Origin of the sequence: Burkholderia sp. SIMBA_051, from assembly GCF_046534915.1 — a bacterium.
Taxonomy (GTDB): Bacteria; Pseudomonadota; Gammaproteobacteria; order Burkholderiales; family Burkholderiaceae; genus Burkholderia; species Burkholderia ambifaria.
The window spans coordinates 213,054-230,988 of sequence record NZ_JAWRXS010000009.1; the positions used below are offsets into that span (position 1 = coordinate 213,054).

Annotated in this window: 15 protein-coding genes; 3 read left to right on the top strand and 12 right to left on the bottom strand. The window is 67.3% G+C overall.

Features of this window, described 5'->3' with window-relative positions; translation table 11 throughout:
- Positions 1 to 10 precede the first annotated feature (10 nt).
- Both SB771_RS23000 and SB771_RS23005 read right to left on the bottom strand, forming a co-directional pair.
- Positions 11 to 1,507 carry a flagellar hook-length control protein FliK gene (locus SB771_RS23000; protein ID WP_410721818.1) on the bottom strand — a complete coding sequence of 499 codons (1,497 nt, stop codon included), beginning with the start codon at positions 1,505 to 1,507 and terminating at the stop codon, positions 11 to 13.
- Between the two features lie 103 nt (positions 1,508 to 1,610).
- Positions 1,611 to 2,309, bottom strand: a complete 699-nt coding sequence (locus SB771_RS23005) for an MgtC/SapB family protein (RefSeq protein WP_105830587.1) — start codon at positions 2,307 to 2,309, stop codon at positions 1,611 to 1,613.
- A 111-nt stretch (positions 2,310 to 2,420) separates the two neighbouring features.
- Here SB771_RS23005 and SB771_RS23010 point away from each other — a divergent pair, with 111 nt between their 5' ends.
- Positions 2,421 to 3,530 (top strand): AGE family epimerase/isomerase, encoded by a 1,110-nt coding sequence (locus tag SB771_RS23010; RefSeq protein ID WP_175660003.1) that lies wholly within the window; start codon positions 2,421 to 2,423, stop codon positions 3,528 to 3,530.
- Here the strand turns inward: SB771_RS23010 and SB771_RS23015 are convergent.
- Positions 3,503 to 5,137, bottom strand: coding sequence for a methyl-accepting chemotaxis protein (locus tag SB771_RS23015; RefSeq protein ID WP_175660002.1), 1,635 nt, complete (start codon positions 5,135 to 5,137; stop codon positions 3,503 to 3,505). The genes SB771_RS23010 and SB771_RS23015 overlap by 28 nt on opposite strands.
- Positions 5,138 to 5,397: 260 nt before the next feature.
- Between SB771_RS23015 and SB771_RS23020 the strand changes: the two genes are divergently transcribed.
- The gene (locus tag SB771_RS23020) at positions 5,398 to 5,841 is read left to right on the top strand and encodes a PaaI family thioesterase (protein WP_006757720.1); all 444 of its coding nucleotides are present in this window, start codon (positions 5,398 to 5,400) and stop codon (positions 5,839 to 5,841) included.
- Between the two features lie 33 nt (positions 5,842 to 5,874).
- Here SB771_RS23020 and SB771_RS23025 read toward each other — a convergent pair whose 3' ends face one another.
- From SB771_RS23025 to prpB, 9 genes are all read right to left on the bottom strand, one after another.
- Positions 5,875 to 6,579, bottom strand: a complete 705-nt coding sequence (locus tag SB771_RS23025) for a hypothetical protein (protein WP_175660001.1) — start codon at positions 6,577 to 6,579, stop codon at positions 5,875 to 5,877.
- Positions 6,576 to 6,974: a hypothetical protein gene (locus SB771_RS23030; protein WP_410721819.1), complete on the bottom strand. Its 399-nt coding sequence runs from the start codon at positions 6,972 to 6,974 to the stop codon at positions 6,576 to 6,578. Before SB771_RS23030 ends, SB771_RS23025 begins: the two co-directional genes overlap by 4 nt.
- 211 nt (positions 6,975 to 7,185) lie before the next feature.
- Positions 7,186 to 7,746, bottom strand: a complete 561-nt coding sequence (locus SB771_RS23035) for a hypothetical protein (RefSeq protein WP_175660000.1) — start codon at positions 7,744 to 7,746, stop codon at positions 7,186 to 7,188.
- Positions 7,743 to 7,883 carry a hypothetical protein gene (locus SB771_RS23040; protein ID WP_175659999.1) on the bottom strand — a complete coding sequence of 47 codons (141 nt, stop codon included), beginning with the start codon at positions 7,881 to 7,883 and terminating at the stop codon, positions 7,743 to 7,745. Before SB771_RS23040 ends, SB771_RS23035 begins: the two co-directional genes overlap by 4 nt.
- Before the next feature lie 268 nt (positions 7,884 to 8,151).
- Complete coding sequence (locus tag SB771_RS23045) at positions 8,152 to 9,201, bottom strand: CaiB/BaiF CoA transferase family protein (RefSeq protein WP_175659998.1); 1,050 nt, start codon at positions 9,199 to 9,201, stop codon at positions 8,152 to 8,154.
- 409 nt (positions 9,202 to 9,610) lie between these two features.
- Positions 9,611 to 10,801: a 2-methylaconitate cis-trans isomerase PrpF gene (gene prpF, locus SB771_RS23050; protein WP_175659997.1), complete on the bottom strand. Its 1,191-nt coding sequence runs from the start codon at positions 10,799 to 10,801 to the stop codon at positions 9,611 to 9,613.
- Between the two features lie 26 nt (positions 10,802 to 10,827).
- Positions 10,828 to 13,422, bottom strand: a complete 2,595-nt coding sequence (gene acnD / locus SB771_RS23055) for a Fe/S-dependent 2-methylisocitrate dehydratase AcnD (protein ID WP_175660155.1) — start codon at positions 13,420 to 13,422, stop codon at positions 10,828 to 10,830.
- Between the two features lie 79 nt (positions 13,423 to 13,501).
- Positions 13,502 to 14,674: a 2-methylcitrate synthase gene (prpC, locus tag SB771_RS23060; RefSeq protein ID WP_011659785.1), complete on the bottom strand. Its 1,173-nt coding sequence runs from the start codon at positions 14,672 to 14,674 to the stop codon at positions 13,502 to 13,504.
- A gap of 163 nt (positions 14,675 to 14,837) precedes the next feature.
- A complete protein-coding gene (prpB, locus tag SB771_RS23065; RefSeq protein WP_175659996.1) occupies positions 14,838 to 15,731 on the bottom strand; it encodes a methylisocitrate lyase in 894 nt (297 codons plus the stop codon).
- 170 nt (positions 15,732 to 15,901) lie between these two features.
- On the opposite strand from prpB, the gene prpR reads away from it, so the two are divergent.
- Positions 15,902 to 17,884, top strand: coding sequence for a propionate catabolism operon regulatory protein PrpR (gene prpR, locus SB771_RS23070; RefSeq protein WP_175659995.1), 1,983 nt, complete (start codon positions 15,902 to 15,904; stop codon positions 17,882 to 17,884).
- Positions 17,885 to 17,935 lie beyond the last annotated feature (51 nt).

The following is a 17,935-nucleotide window of genomic DNA, read 5'->3' on the forward strand; positions in this document are numbered from 1 at the left end:
GTCTGACGATTTAGTGCGTTCGACGCAAGCGCTTCGCGGCCGCCGCCTCACGGTTCGCGTTGCGCTGAAGCCGGTCGACCTGCGACAGCATGGCTTCGTGGTGTTCCGCGAGTGTCATCAGCGTTGCCTGCTGCGTCGACAGATCGGCAGCCAGCCGGTCGATCCGCTGTTGCCGGGCTTCCAGGTCCTGCTTCAGGTGCGCGATCTGCCGCGTTTGCAGCACCAGCGCGACGAGCCCGGCGAGCACGACGACCGCCAGCGCCAGCAGCAGCCGGTTGACGCGGCGCATCTCGCGATCGGCCGCCTGCTTCAAGCCGGCAGACTCGGCCTGCAGCGTGGCAAGCCGGTCCGACAGCGGGCGCAGATGAGTGTCGGGATCGAAGTCCGACGCACCCGGTTGCGCACGATCCGCCGACGGCTTCGTCACGAACGACGCGGCTGACGCCACCGGCTGTACGACCGGCGAGGCCGACGCTGCGGTTGCTCGCGCAGCGTCGCGGGGGCTCGCGGCAGGCGCGGCCACAGCGGCAACTACGGGCTCGGCCGGTTCGTCCGTCGTCTGCGGTTCAGCAGAGGGCGCGGCGTGCGCCGGAGTCGGTTCCGGCTCAGCGCCGACAGCCGCCGCTTCCCGCGCGCCAACCACCGCCGCCGGGTCGCGTCTACCAGCGGCCGAACGTCGCCTGCCGCCGGAGGATGCGCGGCGCCCCTTCGTGGTCTCGCCGGGCGTCCGCGCTGCTTCATCGTGCGTGACCGGCGCAGCGGCACCTTCCGCCTCTCCGTCCGCTTTCACGGGACGGTGGGCGAGCACCGCGTCGAGCGCACCACCTACCGCCGCGGCATTCGACGTCGCATCATCCGCGTTCGTCCCGGCCCCGTCGCCGGCTTTGGGCACGCTGCCTTTCTTCACTTGGCCGTCGCCGGTTACCGGCTCACCGGCCGCGGCCCCCGCAACGCCATCGGCATGCGACGCATCGGCGCGCTTCGTTGCGTCGGCATCGGCCGCGCGCGCGGCGTTGGCGTTGGCGTTGGCGTTGGCGTTGGCGTTGGCGTTGGCGTCGGCACCAGCCACATCACCATTTCTACGCGTCGCCGCAGAAGCTGCTGTCATCGCGACATCGGGAGCCCGCCCCACCACATCGACAGCGTCGCCGTCCGCATCCGCATCCGCATCCGCATCCGCATCCGCAGCGTGACCGTGCGCGGCAAATCCGTCCAGCATCGCCTGCCGACCGTTGTCCTCGCCGGCCGCAACAGCGTCCGTGTCGCCATCCGCCATCGCGTCATCGCGCGCGACGACTGGCGCACGCGCCGCCGGCTCGAGCACCGGATCGCCGAACAGGTCGAGCGTGCGATCGTCCCGCGGCGCATCGCCGCCCGCCGCGTGACCGGACCGCGCGGTGGCCTTGGCGGCGGTGTCTGCCGCGGCCGCGACGGAGCGCGGGAGCGAACGGGCCGACGAGCGGTCGGAGCGGGAACGGGAGCGAGGCAGGGAAACGGATTCGGTCATGGAGTCGGATTACAAGCCCGCGAACGCGGAATCGGAGGTCGAACGGAATCGGCGACGGCCATTGTCGCATGACCGATCGCCGATCCGGCCGATCGGATGCCGTCTATTCATCGCCCGACAACCCGTTGCCTTCGTCGAATCGCGTCACGCACGACAGCGCGCGCAGCTTGTCGCAGATCGCGCGGTATTCGAGATCCGACACGCGGCCGAGCGCAATGCGCACCTCGTCGTGCTCGCCGGTGTCGTCGGCGCGCTGCACGATGAATTGCTTCACGCGAGCGCTGTCGGGGCCGAGCGCTGCGTGCAGCGAATCGAACGTCAGCGCGCCGCTCACCACCGTCAGCGTGAACTGGCGGCGCTGCCGCACCGTGAAGTAGCGCCGCTCCAGCGGCTTGATGCCGGCCAGGATGATCAGGATGATGATCGTCGCGGAGATCGACGCGACGTACAGGCCGCCGCCCACCGCCAGGCCGATCGCGGCGACCGACCACAGGCTCGCGGCCGTCGTCAGCCCGCGCACGATCTCGCCGCGCAGCAGAATCGAGCCCGCGCCGAGGAAACCGATGCCCGACACTACCTGCGCGGCGATCCGCGACGGGTCGAGCACGATGTGGTCGCTGGTGCCGAGCACATCGGCGAAACCGAACGCCGACACGATCATGATGAGCGTCGAGCCGACACAGACGAGCATGTGCGTGCGCAGGCCAGCCGCCCACGACAGGCGCTCACGCTCGAAGCCGATGACGCTGCCGAGCGCCGCCGCGAGAACCAGCCGCATCACGAGTTCCAGGTTGCCGAGCATCCGATTTATCTCCTTTTTTGGGGGCGGCCGCGCGGAATGGTTTATCCTTGGGCCCGGCCGCGCCGCTCCGGGCCGCGCCGACTCGATTCGATCCAAGCGCTCAATCCCGCCATGTCCGTTCCCGATTCCGCTTCCGCTCAGACCGCCCGATTGCGCGACCATTTTGCGCACGTCATCTTGCCGATCTGGCAGGGTTCAGGGTTCGACCACACGTTGCGGCTGCCGTTCGAGGCCGTCGATCCGGCCACCCATGCCCCGCTGCCCGCCACCCGTTATCGCGCAATGGCATGCGCGCGGCAACTGTTCGTGTTCGCGCAGGCCGGCAACACCGCGCACGCGGCCACGCTGTTCGACTCGCTGTGCAGCCGCTTCCGCGACCCGCGCCACGGCGGCTGGTTCTACAGCGTCGACGCGCAAGGCGCGCCGCTCGACACGACCAAGGACCTCTATACGCACGCGTTCGTCGTGTTCGCGTGCGCCGCATGGCATGCGGCGTCGGGCGACGCCGCGGCGCGCACGGTCGCCGAGGACACCGCCGCATTGATCCAGGACCGCTTCGCGCCGCAGCCGGGCGACGCGCTGCTCGACGCCGCGCGCCACGCCGATTTCTCGTCGTCGGGCGGCGGCGCGCTGCAGAACCCGTTGATGCACCTGACCGAAGCATGGCTCGCGGCCGCCGATGCGTTCGGCGACGCAGCGTTCGACGATGCGCTCGCGCGCACCGCGCAGGCCGTCGAGCGCACGTTCGTCGATCCGGCCACCGGTTGCGTCGCCGAGCTGCCGCTCGGGGCGCCCGACAACCGCTTCGAGCCCGGCCATCAGTTCGAATGGTTCTATCTGGTCGATGCGGCCGGTGCTCGGCTCGCACAGACCGGGCTTCCCGACGCACTCGCGCGTGCGTTCGCGTTCGCCGAGCAGCACGGCATCGATCCGCAGACGGGCGCCGTATGCGCGGCCGTCGACGCGCAAGGCGCGTGCATCGACGGCACGCAGCGAATCTGGGCGCAGACCGAATACCTGCGCGCGCTCGCGACGCACGGCGGCACGCCGGCCTCCGCGCCGCTCGCGCAGCAGATCGAGCGCTTCGCCGCGCGCTTCCTGCATCCGCGCGGCTGGTTCGAGTGCAAGACGGCCGACGGGCAGGTGTCGCGCGCCGACATGCCGTCGACGACGCCCTACCACCTCGCGACCGCTTACGCGGCGCTGCCCGCCGCTTCGTAACCGGCGTCGGCAAACGACGGCGCGCGCTGTTCGCGAACCTCGCGAACCCCGTGAATCGCGCGCGCGTCGCCCAGCTCGAACACCGACACCGCCTGCATCAGGTGCGCGGTCTGCTCGTTCAGCGACGCGGCCGCCGCCGCGACTTCCTCCACCAGTGCCGCGTTTTGCTGCGTCAACTGGTCCATCTGCGTGACGGCCTGGTTCACCTGCTCGATGCCGACGCTCTGCTCGACCGACGCGGCCGTGATCTCCGACATCGTCTGCACGACGCGCGTGATCGATGCCGATACCGTCCGCATCGCGTCGCCGGCACGCTCGACGAGTTCCGAGCCGCCGTCGATCTGCGCGACCGACTCCTCGATCAGCGCCTTGATCTCCTTCGCCGATTGCGCGCTGCGCTGCGCGAGCGAGCGCACTTCGCCCGCGACCACCGCGAAGCCGCGGCCCTGCTCGCCGGCACGCGCGGCCTCGACCGCCGCGTTCAGCGCGAGGATGTTGGTCTGGAACGCGATGCCGTCGATCACCGAAATGATCTCCGCGATCCGCCCCGAGCTCTGCGCGATGCCGCGCATCCGGTCGATCACGCTGTCGACCACGCCGCCGCCGTGACGCGTCGCGTCGAGCGCCGCGTCGGCCAGTGCGCTGGCCGCACGCGCGCTGTCGGTGTTCTGGCGCACGGTCGCGGTCAGTTCCTCCATGCTCGCGGCGGTTTCCTCGAGCGACGCGGCCTGCGTGCCCGTGCGCGCGGACAGGTCCGCGTTGCCGCCGGCGATCTCGCCCGCGCCGAGGTGGATCGCGTCGGACGCTTGACGCACAGTGCGCACGGTGTCCGCGATGCTCGCCTGCATCGCGGCGAGGCCGCGCAGCATCCGGTCGATCTCGAACACGCCCGCCGGCCGCACGGCTTCGTCGAGCCGGCCCTGCGCGATCCGCTCGAAATGGCGGCCGGCTTCGTCCAGCGGCGCGACCACTGCGCGCCGCGCGCCCGCGTAAATGGCCGCGCTCGCCGCGAGCATCGCCACCAGCAACACGATGCCGACCCACTTGAACCACTGCATCCCGCTGTCGATCGTGTCGAGCGCGGCGCGGCTCGACGCGCCGCCGTAGTCGACGAAGCGGTGCAGTTCGGCGAGATACGCGTCCTGGAAGCGTTGCGTCGGCTGGTCGAGGAACGCCTGGATGTTGTCGGCGTCGAGGAACTGCACGAGTTCGCCCAGCGCGCCGCGCAGCGCGCGATAGCGCTCGGCGAGCGCCGCGACGTGCGCGCGATTCGTTGCGTCGACGGCCTGCGCGGCCGTCAGCGCGGCGAACGCCTTGTCCGCTTCCACGAGCGAAGCGCTCGCATGGCGGATGATGTCGTCGGGTTTCGGGCCGCCGCGCACCATCCGCGTGCCGGCACGCGACAGGTTCACGCGCGCGTCGAGCAGGCGCTCGCTCGCCTGACTGGCCGCGCCGACCTGCGCGATCGCGACGTTCGACAGATCGTCGACGCCGCTGCGCGTCGACGCGAGCGCCCAGAAGCCGAGCGCCTCGATGGCGACGAGAAAGAGGCAAAACACGGTCAACACGCCGAGCAGACCCGACGCGAGCTTGATTTTTCCGAACATGGGGGGAGATTCCTGGAGAGCCGACGATGGAGCAATGCCCCGGCATTAGCGGCATTTCTTCGTCGGACTTTAGGCTCCCGGCCCGGCGATCTCCGTCATTCCCGCCGAATCGCCGGAAAACGAGCATGACTCGCGCGTTCGACGCAATAATCGCGGCGCATCGCGCCGGTAATTGCAAGAAACGTGGACGAATTTCCTTGCTTATCCGCATCCCCCTTCCTAGAGTTCAGCGCAAGCGGACATGGATTGCGAGGAAGTCGATGACGGACATCACGGACCACGCGCGCGGCGCATTGCGCGCGCAACCGTTCAGCATGCTGCTGCGTACGGAGCTGATGCATATCGGCGACAACGAGGTGTCGCTGTGCCTGCCCGTGCGCGACGAACTGCGCCAGCAGCACGGCTTCGTGCACGGCGGCGTGATCGGCTATCTCGCCGACAACGCGCTGACGTTCGCCGGCGCGCTCGTGCTCGGCCCGCGCGTGATCACCGCCGAATACAAGATCAACTACCTGCGGCCGGCCGTGAACGGCACGCTCGTCGCGCGCGCGAAGGTTGTCTACGCGGGCCGGCATCAGGCGACCTGCCAGTGTCATGTGTTCGTCATCGACGGCGATCACGAGCGGCTCGTCGCGATCGCGCAAGGGACGATCAACCGCGTCGGCGACGGCAAGATGCCGGATTCGCCGGAGGAAACGGCGTGAATCCCGGTTCGCCGCCGGCTTGTGTCGGCGAGACTATTCCGCACCCTGAACCGAAAATTGAAAAGGAACGTCGGGACGCACGAATCGGAGCCGAATGTCGTTCAGCGCGGGGACAAAACGTCTCTTTTCAAACACGTAGTACGACATTAAAAGACCAATACGAGACGCCTGCGCGGCGTCCAGCAGATAGCTGTTCTTCGGAAATGCAAGCTTGCCGTCCTGTGTCGTCAATACGGCCCGACAGGACGAAAGCAGGCTGGGCAAATGAAGAAGCGTCGCGCCTCCTTTCGGCGCAAGCGGATCGATCAGCAGATAAATTTGCCGGTGCCGATTGGCTTCGCCTGACCCGCTGCCCTCTCCTTCCACGCACAGCGCGGACGGCTGATGGTGCGGGCGCTCGGCAAAAAACACGCGGGCGCTGCCAGGGTAAATTTCAATCGGATGCTCACCCGGGAAAGTCGTCGCTTTCGAAAAGCGATAGGTTCTGCCGCCAATCGTCAGGCGGTTCCCCGCTACTTCGACGTGTACCGTCTTCCCGCCCAACTCGACGCCGAAATCCCCGTAAACGTCGCCGCCGCGGTCGGAATATAGAGCGCTTGCGTCGTGCTCGATCGGGTCGCCAAAGGCTGCGCTCGATTGCCCCGCATAAAACTCGTCATAGCTGCTGTAGATGGTCGAGCCACGGGCGCTGCTTGCGAAGGCTGTCAGGATTGCCGCCAACATCACTGCAGATTTCATCGGTATGCCTTTCCCCCGCTCGCTTTCAGGTAGTCAGGATTGTGCTGCCAAAACACCGTGCTACCGTGCGCGGCCGTCGACACCCATACCGAGTCGTAGCGCCCTCGTTCACCACCATCAACGATTTTGCCGGTGCTCTTATGACGGATTCTCCAACGAACGATGACCTCACGCCGCTTCTCCGGCACGCCGAAAATGTTGTCTGATTGAGAGCCCCATTTGAACCCGTCACGAACCTTGGGATGATTGCCGTAATTGGTTTTGAAGTCCAGGCCATCCCACCAGAATGCCCCGTTTGACGGATCGGGGCGCTCATCGAGTAATGCTTTTCTGGCCCAGTCAACGGCAAGCGCCATCGCCGGGTTCAATGCAATTTCACTGTCGGGGGTGCGCATCAGTTTGTTGAATCTCGCGTTGGAGCCGTCCCACGCATACGAATAATTCGGATCTGCTGTACGTAGTTCGGAGACCGTCTTTCTCCCCACGCGCGGCATCGATTTGCAACGGCAAACGCAATCCCGCCGATTTCCTCCGAGTCATTCGCCGTGGACGCCTCCCCATAGGCAATTGCGGCAAGCAATCGCATGTCTCGATCGATCGCGCGACTCATCGCACATCTCCCTCACGCCATGTCACGAAGACGAGATTCGGATGCTCCTTCACCGAAAACGCGCGAGTCTTCCCTCCTCTTAGTGCCGCGCCGTGGACGAGAAATTGCTCGTCGCTTGACAGCGTATATATCATGCCCTCAACCGGAGAACCGGTCACCGCATCACAGATTTCGAAGTAGCGCTCGAGATCCTCATCTACACCTACATTGGCGGGACCACGCGTGTCAGCGTACGGCGCAACGAGCGTTGCCGCTTCCATCGCCGTAAATGACATGCTCATGCCGCGCTCCGCATAAAAAACGGGTGGCGGATTACAACCACAGACATTGATGTCGCCGCTCAGCGCCCAAGGTTTGCCATTCGGACCGGTACCAGGCCAGCGCGGACCTTGCGGCGCGATAAACCCTTCCTGCTTACAGGCCTCGCAATAGGTTTTCATGTAGAGCGTTGCGATATGCACGCGCGGTGGAGGATTGGAACACGTAACGTGTTCCAATCCTTCCGTGATCGTCGCGCTACCACCCCGATCGCCCTTCGCAAGAAAAAAACGGATCATGCGACATCGCCAACACGGGCAACAGCAAGGCCGGCGACGGCCAGACCGCTGGTCGCTTGGGTCACACGACCGCCGCGCTCGGTGAGCGCGCCGATAGTGGCGAAAAGATGAGTCGGCTCACTCTGCTCGGTCTTCATCCGAATTTCCTTTTCTCGACAATTGAATAAGGATTGCTCAGCACATAATGTGCGTAGCCGAGAAAGGAAAAACAATCAGACGAATTCGAAATCACTATCAATAGTGGGAATTACTTTCTCTGTCTTTATATCGCGATTCGGCCGACATCCGTCATCTTGTCCATCGACGGCATGCTCGGGCGTGGGCGCGCGTCCGGTTTCGCGCGCGGCCGATTCGAGATAAGCCTAGCGCACATGCTCCGGAGACACATCCGACTTCGGGATGCGCTTAGACTTCATCGCCCCTCAACGGCAAAAATCGCGGCGCCACGCGCGCCCGGACGTTGCCATCCCCGTCGACACGATAAATCCCGCGCGCCGCATTGTGCGGGTGCTCCACCGCTTCGGCCACGCTCAGCACTGGCGCAAAGCATGCGTCGCTGCCTTCGAGCAGCGCGCGCCAGTGCGCGGAGGGCTGCTGCGCAAATACCTCGGCGAAACGCGCCTTCAGCGCCGGCCAGCGCGCGCGGTCGTACTGCGACGCCGGATCGACGTCGGCCAGCCCGAGCCGCTCGACCAGCAGCGCGTAGAACGGTGGCTCGAGCGCGCCGATCGTCACGCATTCGCCGTCCGCGCAGCGATATACGTCGTAGAACGGCGCGTCGTGGAAGAGGCTCGGCTGCACGCCGTCGAGTTGCCCGTTCGCGCGCGCCCACAGCGCGAGCGAGCCGAGCATCGACACGATGTCGACGATTGCGCCGTCGACCACCCGCCCCGGGCCGCCGCCGCGCACGTCGAACAGCGCGCAGACGATCCCGAATGCGAGCCCGAGCGCGCCGCCCGCATCGCCGACGACGGTCGGCGGCACGCCAGGCCGGCCGTCACGCGGCGCGGACAGCGACAGCAACCCCGTCAGCGCGACGTAGTTCAGGTCGTGCCCGGCGGCCATCGCGAGCGGGCCGTCCTGGCCCCAGCCCGTCATCCGTCCGTACACGAGCTTCGGATTACGGCGGGCACAAGCGTCGGGCCCGAGGCCGAGACGCTCCATCACGCCCGGTCGCAGCCCCTCGATCAGCGCATCGGCCTGCGCGATCAGCGCGAGCGCCGCATCGCGGCCGTCCGGTGTCTTCAGATCGAGCTCGACGACCGTCTTGCCTTCGCGCAGCAGGTCGCCGTCGCGGCCCTGCAACGCGTCCGGCGCGCTCGTGCGGCCGGCCGGGCGCGCGATCAGCGTGATGCGCGCGCCCATTCCGGCGAGCATCCAGCCCGCGAGCGGGCCGGGGCCGAGACCTTCGAATTCGACGATATGGACGCCGGAAAGCGGCGCATCAAGCGACATATGGTTCTCCTGTCGGCCACCGTTAGCGTTTCAGCGCTTACGATGGCGCCCATGCTTCACGGTCGGCCACCGTTAGCGATTTAGCCCTTACGCGGATCCCATGCTTCGCGGTCGCCCAGCGTTGGCGTTTCAGCGCTTACGATGGTCCCATGCTTCACGGCCGGCCACCGTTAGCGCTTTAGCGCTTACGCGGGTCCATGCTTCGCGGTCGAGCAGCGTTAGCGCATTAGCGCCGATGCTGATCCCATGCTTCACGATCAACCACCATCAGCAGCCCGCACCCCAACGCAACGCATCGCCCGCCGAATCACATGCGTCAAATGAAAAAATCCCCGCGCAGCGGTTCCGCTTCGCAGGGATCGGGACAAGGTTCGCGCGTGCAGGCTTGCACGTGAAAACCATCGTGCAATCAGAACGCGTCGCCCGGCACCCTCACCCAGCCTTCCATCAGCACGCGCGCGCTGCGGCTCATGATCGCCTTCGTGACGGTCCACTCGCCGCTCTCGAGCTGCGCTTCCGCGCCGACGCGCAGCGTGCCCGACGGATGCCCGAAGCGCACCGCGTTGCGCGCACCGCCGCCCGCCGCGAGATTCACCAGCGTGCCGGGAATCGCCGCGGCCGTGCCGATCGCGACCGCCGCCGTGCCCATCATCGCGTGGTGCAGCTTGCCCATCGACATCGCCCGCACCAGCAGGTCGACGTCGCCCGCATTCACGCGCTTGCCGCTCGACGCGACGTAGTCGGCCGGTTTCGCGACGAACGCGACCTTCGGCGTGTGCTGGCGCGTCGCGATCTCGTCGAGCGTGTCGATCAGGCCCATGCGCAGCGCGCCGTGCGCGCGGATCGTCTCGAACTTCTCGAGCGCCTTCGGATCGCCGTTGATTGCGTCCTGGAGCTCCGTGCCCGTATAGCCGATCGCTTCGGCCTCGACGAAGATGGTCGGAATCCCCGCGTTGATCATCGTCGCCTTCAGCGTGCCGATACCCGGCACGGCCAGGTCGTCGACGAGGTTGCCGGTCGGGAACATCGAGCCGCCCGCGCCTTCTTCTTCGGCGGCCGGGTTCATGAACTCGAGCTGCACTTCGGCGGCCGGGAACGTGACGCCGTCCAGCTCGAAGTCGCCCGTCTCCTGCACCGCGCCGTTCGTGATCGGCACGTGCGCCACGATCGTCTTGCCGATGTTCGCCTGCCAGATCCGCACGGTCGCGACGCCGTCGCGCGGCACGCGCGATGCATCGACGAGGCCGCCGCCGATCGCGAACGGGCCGACCGCCGCCGACAGGTTGCCGCAGTTGCCGGTCCAGTCGACGAACGCCTTGTCGATCGCGACCTGCCCGAACAGATAGTCGACGTCGTGACCGGGCCGCGTGCTCTTCGACACGATCACCGTCTTGCTGGTGGACGACGTCGCGCCGCCCATCCCGTCGATCTGCTTGCCGTACGGATCGGGGCTGCCGATCACGCGCAGCAGCAGCGCGTCGCGCGCGGCGCCCGGCGTCTGCGCGGCATCCGGCAGATCCTGCAGCCGGAAGAACACGCCCTTGCTGGTGCCGCCGCGGATGTAGGTCGCCGGAATCCTGATTTGCGGAATGTGAGCCATGTTTGCGTTATCCCTGTGTGATCCGGTCAAGCCGCCTGCGACGATTCAAGGAAGTCCTGCGCGAAACGCTGCAGCACGCCGCCAGCGTCGTAGATCGACACTTCCTCGGCCGTATCGAGCCGGCACGTCACCGGCACCTCGACACGCTCGCCGCTCTTGCGGTGAATCACGAGCGTGAGATCGGCGCGCGGCGTGCGCTTGCCGATCACGTCGAAGGTCTCGGTGCCATCGATGCCGAGCGTGGTGCGGTTCGTGCCCGGCTTGAACTCGAGCGGCAGCACGCCCATCCCGATCAGGTTCGTGCGGTGGATCCGCTCGAACCCTTCGGCGACGATCGCCTCGACGCCCGCGAGCCGCACGCCCTTCGCGGCCCAGTCGCGCGACGAGCCCTGGCCGTAGTCGGCGCCGGCGATCACGATCAGCGGCTGCTTGCGGTTCATGTACGTCTCGATCGCCTCCCACATGCGCATGACCTTGCCTTCCGGCTCGACGCGCGCGAGCGAGCCCTTCTTCACCGCGCCGTCGACGATCGCCATCTCGTTGATCAGCGTCGGGTTCGCGAAGGTCGCGCGCTGCGCGGTCAGGTGGTCTCCCCGGTGCGTCGCGTACGAATTGAAGTCTTCTTCCGGCAGGCCCATCTTCGCGAGGTATTCGCCAGCCGCGCTGTCCAGCAGGATCGCGTTCGACGGCGACAGGTGGTCGGTCGTGATGTTGTCGCCGAGCACCGCGAGCGGGCGCATGCCCTTGAGCGTGCGTTCGCCGGCCAACGCGCCTTCCCAGTACGGCGGACGACGGATATACGTGCTCTGCGCGCGCCAGTCGTACAGCGGCGCGGCACGCTCGCCCGCATCGGCCGTGCGCGCGAACATCGGTTCGTAGACCTTGCGGAACTGCTCGGGTTTCACGCTCGACGCGACGATCGCGTCGATCTCCTCGTCGGTCGGCCAGATGTCCTTCAGCGTGACGGGCTTGCCGTCCTGGTCGTGGCCCAGCACGTCCTTCTCGATGTCGAAGCGGATCGTGCCGGCGATCGCATACGCGACGACGAGCGGCGGCGACGCGAGGAACGCCTGCTTCGCGTACGGGTGGATGCGGCCGTCGAAGTTGCGGTTGCCGGACAGCACGGCGGTCGCGTACAGGTCGCGATCGACGATCTCCTGCTGGATCTTCGGATCGAGCGCGCCCGACATCCCGTTGCAGGTCGTGCACGCGAACGCGACGATGCCGAAGCCGAGCTTCTCCAGCTCCGGCAGCAGGTTCGCTTCTTCCAGATACAGCTCGACCGCCTTCGAGCCCGGCGCAAGCGAACTCTTCACCCACGGCTTGCGCGTGAGGCCCTTCGCGTTCGCGTTGCGCGCGAGCAGCGCCGCGGCAATCACGTTGCGCGGGTTGCTGGTGTTCGTGCAACTGGTGATCGCGGCGATGATCACCGCGCCGTCGGGCATCTCGCCCGGCTTTTCTTCCCACTGGCCGGCGATCCCGCGTGCGGCGAGATCGGACGTCGGCAGTCGCTTGTGCGGGTTCGACGGGCCGGCCATGTTGCGCACCACGCTCGACAGGTCGAACGTCAGCGTGCGCTCGTATTGCACGTTGCCCAGCGTATCGGCCCACAGGCCCGCCGTCTTCGCGTAGGTCTCGACGAGCTTCACCTGCTCGTCGCTGCGGCCGGTGAGGCGCAGGTAGTCGGTCGTCTGGCCGTCGATGAAGAACATCGCGGCCGTCGCGCCATATTCGGGCGCCATGTTCGAGATCGTCGCGCGGTCGCCGAGCGTGAGGCTCGCGGCACCTTCGCCACGGAATTCCAGATACGCGCCGACCACCTTTTCCTTGCGCAGGAACTCGGTCAGCGCGAGCACGACGTCGGTCGCGGTGATGCCGGGCTGGCGCTTGCCGGTCAGCTCGACGCCGACGATGTCGGGCAGGCGCATCCACGATGCGCGGCCGAGCATCACGTTCTCCGCCTCCAGGCCGCCGACGCCGATCGCGATCACGCCGAGCGCATCGACGTGCGGCGTGTGGCTGTCGGTGCCAACGCAGGTGTCCGGGAACGCTACGCCGTCCTGCGCCTGGATCACCGGCGACATTTTCTCGAGGTTGATCTGGTGCATGATGCCGTTGCCCGGCGGGATCACGTCGACGTTCTCGAACGCCTTCTTCGTCCACTCGATGAAGTGGAAGCGATCCTCGTTGCGGCGATCCTCGATCGCGCGGTTCTTCGCGAACGCATCCGGATCGAAGCCGCCGCACTCGACGGCGAGCGAGTGGTCGACGATCAGCTGCACGGGCACGACCGGGTTCACCTTCGCGGGGTCGCCACCGCCGTCGGCGATCGCGTCGCGCAGGCCGGCGAGATCGACGAGCGCCGTCTGCCCGAGGATGTCGTGGCACACCACGCGCGCCGGGAACCACGGGAAATCGCAGTCGCGCTTGCGCTCGATGAGCTGCTTCAGCGAATCGGCAAGGATCGCCGGATCGCAACGGCGCACGAGGTTTTCGGCGAGCACGCGCGACGTGTACGGCAGCGTGTCGTAGGCGCCGGGCGCGATCGCTTCGACCGCGGCACGCGCGTCGAAATAGTCCAGCGACGTGCCGGGCAGGGGTTTGCGGTAGGCAGTATTCATCATGTGGGGCGGGAAATCGGGGTATGACGTCCGGCGCGCGCCGGCGCCCGTCTCGCGGGGCCGGCGCGCGGCTGGCGGATCAGCGCTTCTCGATCGGCACGAACTGCAGGTCTTCCGGCCCCGTGTAGTTCGCGCTCGGACGGATGATCTTGTTGTCGACGCGCTGCTCGATGATGTGCGCGCTCCAGCCGGACGTGCGCGAGATCACGAACAGCGGCGTGAACATCGCGGTCGGCACGCCCATCATGTGATACGACACGGCGCTGAACCAGTCGAGGTTCGGGAACATCTTCTTCGCGTCCCACATCACCGATTCGAGGCGCTCGGCAATGCTGTACAGCTTCAGGTCGCCCGCTTCCTTCGACAGCTTGTGCGCGACGCCCTTGATCACCTTGTTGCGCGGATCGGAGATCGTGTAGACCGGGTGGCCGAAGCCGATCACGACTTCCTTGTTCTCGACGCGGCGGCGGATGTCGGCTTCGGCATCGTCCGGCGAGCTGTAGCGGCTCTGGATTTCGTACGCGACTTCGTTCGCGCCGCCGTGCTTCGGCCCGCGCAGCGCGCCGATCGCGCCGGTGATCGCCGAGTAGATGTCCGAGCCCGTGCCCGCGATCACGCGGCCGGTGAACGTCGATGCGTTGAACTCGTGCTCCGCGTACAGGATCAGCGACGTGTGCATCGCGTCGACCCACGACTTCGACGGCGTCTTGCCGTGCAGCAGGTGCAGGAAGTGGCCGCCGATCGAGTCGTCATCGGTTTCCGTCTCGATGCGCTTGCCGTTGTGCGAGAAGTGATACCAGTACAGCAGCATCGAGCCGAGCGACGCCATCAGGCGGTCGGCGATGTCGCGCGCGCCCGGCAGGTTGTGGTCTTCCTTCTCCGGCAGCACGGTGCCGAGCACCGACACGCCGGTGCGCATCACGTCCATCGGGTGCGCCGATGCGGGGATCTGCTCGAGCACGGCCTTCAGCGCGTTCGGCAGGCCGCGCATCGCGCGCAGCCGGGTCTTGTACGCGGCCAGTTCGGTCATGTTCGGCAGCGTGCCGTGCACGAGCAGGTGCGCGATTTCCTCGAATTCGCACGACTCGGCGACGTCGAGAATGTCGTAGCCGCGGTAGTGCAGATCGTTGCCGGTCTTGCCGACCGTGCAGAGCGCCGTGTTGCCGGCCGTCACGCCCGACAGCGCCACCGACTTTTTCGGCTTGAATGCGCCTGCGGCGGCCGGTGCTGCTGCGTCTTTCGTCTCGCTCATGTTTCCGTTCTCCAATAGGTATCTGGGTAGCTGTCGACCGCACTTGGCGCTTCAGCGCTTAGTACGGTCCCATGCAAAGCGGTCGACCGCACTTGGCGCTTTGGCGCTTGGTGCGGTCGCGTGCAAGGCGTTCCGGGAACCGTGTCCCGGCGCGCGGGCCGCGTTACTTCTTGCCCTGCGCGAACAGTTCGTCGAGCTTGCGCTCGTATTCGTGATAGCCGAGGAAGTCGTACAGCTCCGCGCGGGTCTGCATGGTCGGCACGGCGGCCTTCTGCGTGCCGTCGCGGCGCAGCGTCTCGTAGAAGTTCAGCGCGGCCTTGTTCATCGCGCGATACGCGCCGCAGCAGTACAGCGCGATGTCGACGTTCGCCTCGCGCAGCTCGTCGACCGTGAACAGCGGCGTCGAGCCGAATTCGGTCAGGTTCGCGAGGATCGGCACCTTCACGGCTGCCTTGAAGCGACGGTAATCGTCGAGCGTCTTCATCGCTTCCGGGAAGATCATGTCGGCGCCGGCTTCCACGTAGGCAATCGCGCGCTCGATCGCGGCGTCGATCCCTTCGGCGGCGGCCGCGTCGGTGCGGGCCATGATCACGAACTGGTCGTCGGTGCGTGCATCGACCGCGGCCTTCACGCGATCGACCATTTCCTCGAGCGGCACGACTTCCTTGCCCGGACGGTGGCCGCAGCGCTTCTGGCCGACCTGGTCCTCGAGGTGAACCGCCGCGACACCGGCCTTGATGAACGAGCGGACCGTGCGCGCGATGTTGAACGCGCCGCCCCAGCCCGTATCGATGTCGACGAGCAGCGGCAGGTCGGTCGCGTTGGTGATCCGGGTCGCGTCGATCAGCACGTCTTCCATCGTGCTGATGCCGAGATCGGGGATCCCGAGCGAATTCGCGGCGACGCCGCCGCCCGACAGGTAGACGGCCTTGAAGCCGACGGCCTGCGCCATCTTGGCTGCGTACGCGGTGATCGCGCCGACCACCTGCAGCGGCTGCTCGGCCGCGACTGCCGCGCGGAATTTCGCGCCAGCGCTCTGAAGATGCGTGTTGCTCATGAACGGCCTCCTGAAGGAATGACCATTAACAGCAAGGACCGGGCCAGCTCGCGAAATACCGCTAACCCACTGATTCTTAAGCAACCGGCGCGAGTGGCGAATCGCCCGACGATTTCAATTCGGCAATTTCAGGTTTCAAAAATGAAATCGCGCGCGCATAATCGATCGCCATGGACCTCTCCTCGACCAAGCCCGTCGGCCCGGCCGACCGCACGGTACGCCCGCGCATCTGGGCGATGGGCATCAGCCGCCTGCGCGACCTGTTTCGCGAGATCGCCGGCGAATTCGACGAACGCGCCGACGTGCGCATCGTCACGCGGGCCTACGAAGACGCGCTGAGCGCGATCGCGGAAGCCGGCACCGCGCGGCCCGACGTGATCGTCGCGGCCGGCTCGAACGGCGGCTTCCTGAAAACGCGCGCGCAGGTGCCGGTCGTGGTCGTGTCGCCGACCGGCTTCGACGTGATGCAGGCGCTCGCGCGCGCACGGCGCGACGCATCGCGGATCGCACTCGTCAGCGCCGGCGAGACGCCGCCGGAGGTGCGCCGCTTCGTCGCCGCCTACGGCCTCGACGTGCAGTTTGCGTCATATCAGTCCGCGCAGGAAGCGGAAGCCTGCGTGCACGACCTGCACGATCGCGGCATCGAGACGATCGTCGGCCCCGGCCTCGTCACCGATCTCGCGGCGAGTGCCGGCATGGGCGCGGTGTTCCTGTATTCGCACGCGTCGGTGCGCAAGGCGGTCGAAACGGCGCTCGAAGTCGCGTATGCGACCCACGCCGAGGCGTTTCGCCGTCAGCGCCTCGACAACCTGTTGCAGCACCTGCGCGACGGCGTAGTCGCGCTCGACGCGCGCGGTCACGTCGAGGCGATCAACGAGCGGCTCGCGTCGGCGCTCGGGGTCGAACCGGCGGCGGCCGTCGGCCGCGCGCTCGTCGACCTGCGGCCCGAACTGCGCACGCTGCGCGGCGAGGACGGCGACGCGCTCGCGACGGTGCGCGGCGTGCGCTACGTCGTGCATCGCGGGCCGCTCGTCGATCGTGGCGTCACGTCGGGCAGCGTGCTGACCTTCCAGGAATCGCGCGCGGTCGAACGGCTCGACCGCGCGCTGCGTTCGCAGCCGAACACGCAGCAGTTCGCGGCGCGCTACGCGCTCGACGACGTGGTCGGCGCGTCCGCGCCGATGGCGCGCGTGCGCGACCTCGTGCGCCGCTACGCGAAATCCGACGCGACCGTGCTCGTGCTCGGCGAGAGCGGCACCGGCAAGGAGATGATCGCGCAGAGCCTGCACGCGCTGTCCGTGCGGCGCAGCTATCCGTTCGTCGCGATCAACTGCGGCGCGTTTCCGGAAGCGCTGCTCGAGAGCGAGCTGTTCGGTTACGAGGAAGGCGCGTTCACCGGCGCGCGGCGCGGCGGCAAGACCGGGCTGTTCGAGGCCGCGCACCGCGGCACGCTGTTTCTCGACGAGATCGGCGAGATGCCGCCGTCGCTGCAAAGCCGGCTGCTGCGCGTGCTGCAGGAGCGCGAGGTGATCCGCCTCGGTTCGACCGAGCCGATCCGCATCGACGTGCGCGTGATCGCCGCGACGCACCGGCCGCTGCTCGCGGCCGTCGAAGCCGGCACGTTCCGCGCGGATTTGTATTACCGGCTCAACATCCTGAACATCGGCCTGCCGCCGCTGCGCGAGCGCGCGACCGATATTCCGGCGCTCGCGGCCACGCTGCTCGTGCAGGCCGCGCGGCGCGAGCCGCGGCTGGCCGAACGCGTGCGCGAGGTCGACGATGCGATGCGCGTGCTCGGCGCGACGCAGGCGACGCTCGCCCGCTACCGCTGGCCCGGCAACGTGCGGGAGCTGCAGAACGTGGTCGAGCGGATCGCGGTGGAACTGGCCGAGGAAGTCGACGAGCAGGATCCGGGCGCCGCGTGCGTCGCGCTCGCGCCCGATGCGCTGCAGGCGATCGCGCCGGAGTTGTTCGCGACACCGCCCGAGGCCGCCGATCCCGACGACGCGCAGACGCTGCAAGCACGCCGCCGCCGCGCGGAAGCCGACGAGATCCGCGCGGTGCTCGACGCATGCGGCGGCGACCGCGATCGCGCGTGCGCGATGCTGGGCATCAGCAAGACGACGCTGTGGCGGAAGCTTTCGGCGAAGTAGGTTCGGGCGGGATGCGGGGATTGCGCGTCGCGGCATGACGCGCTGGACCCG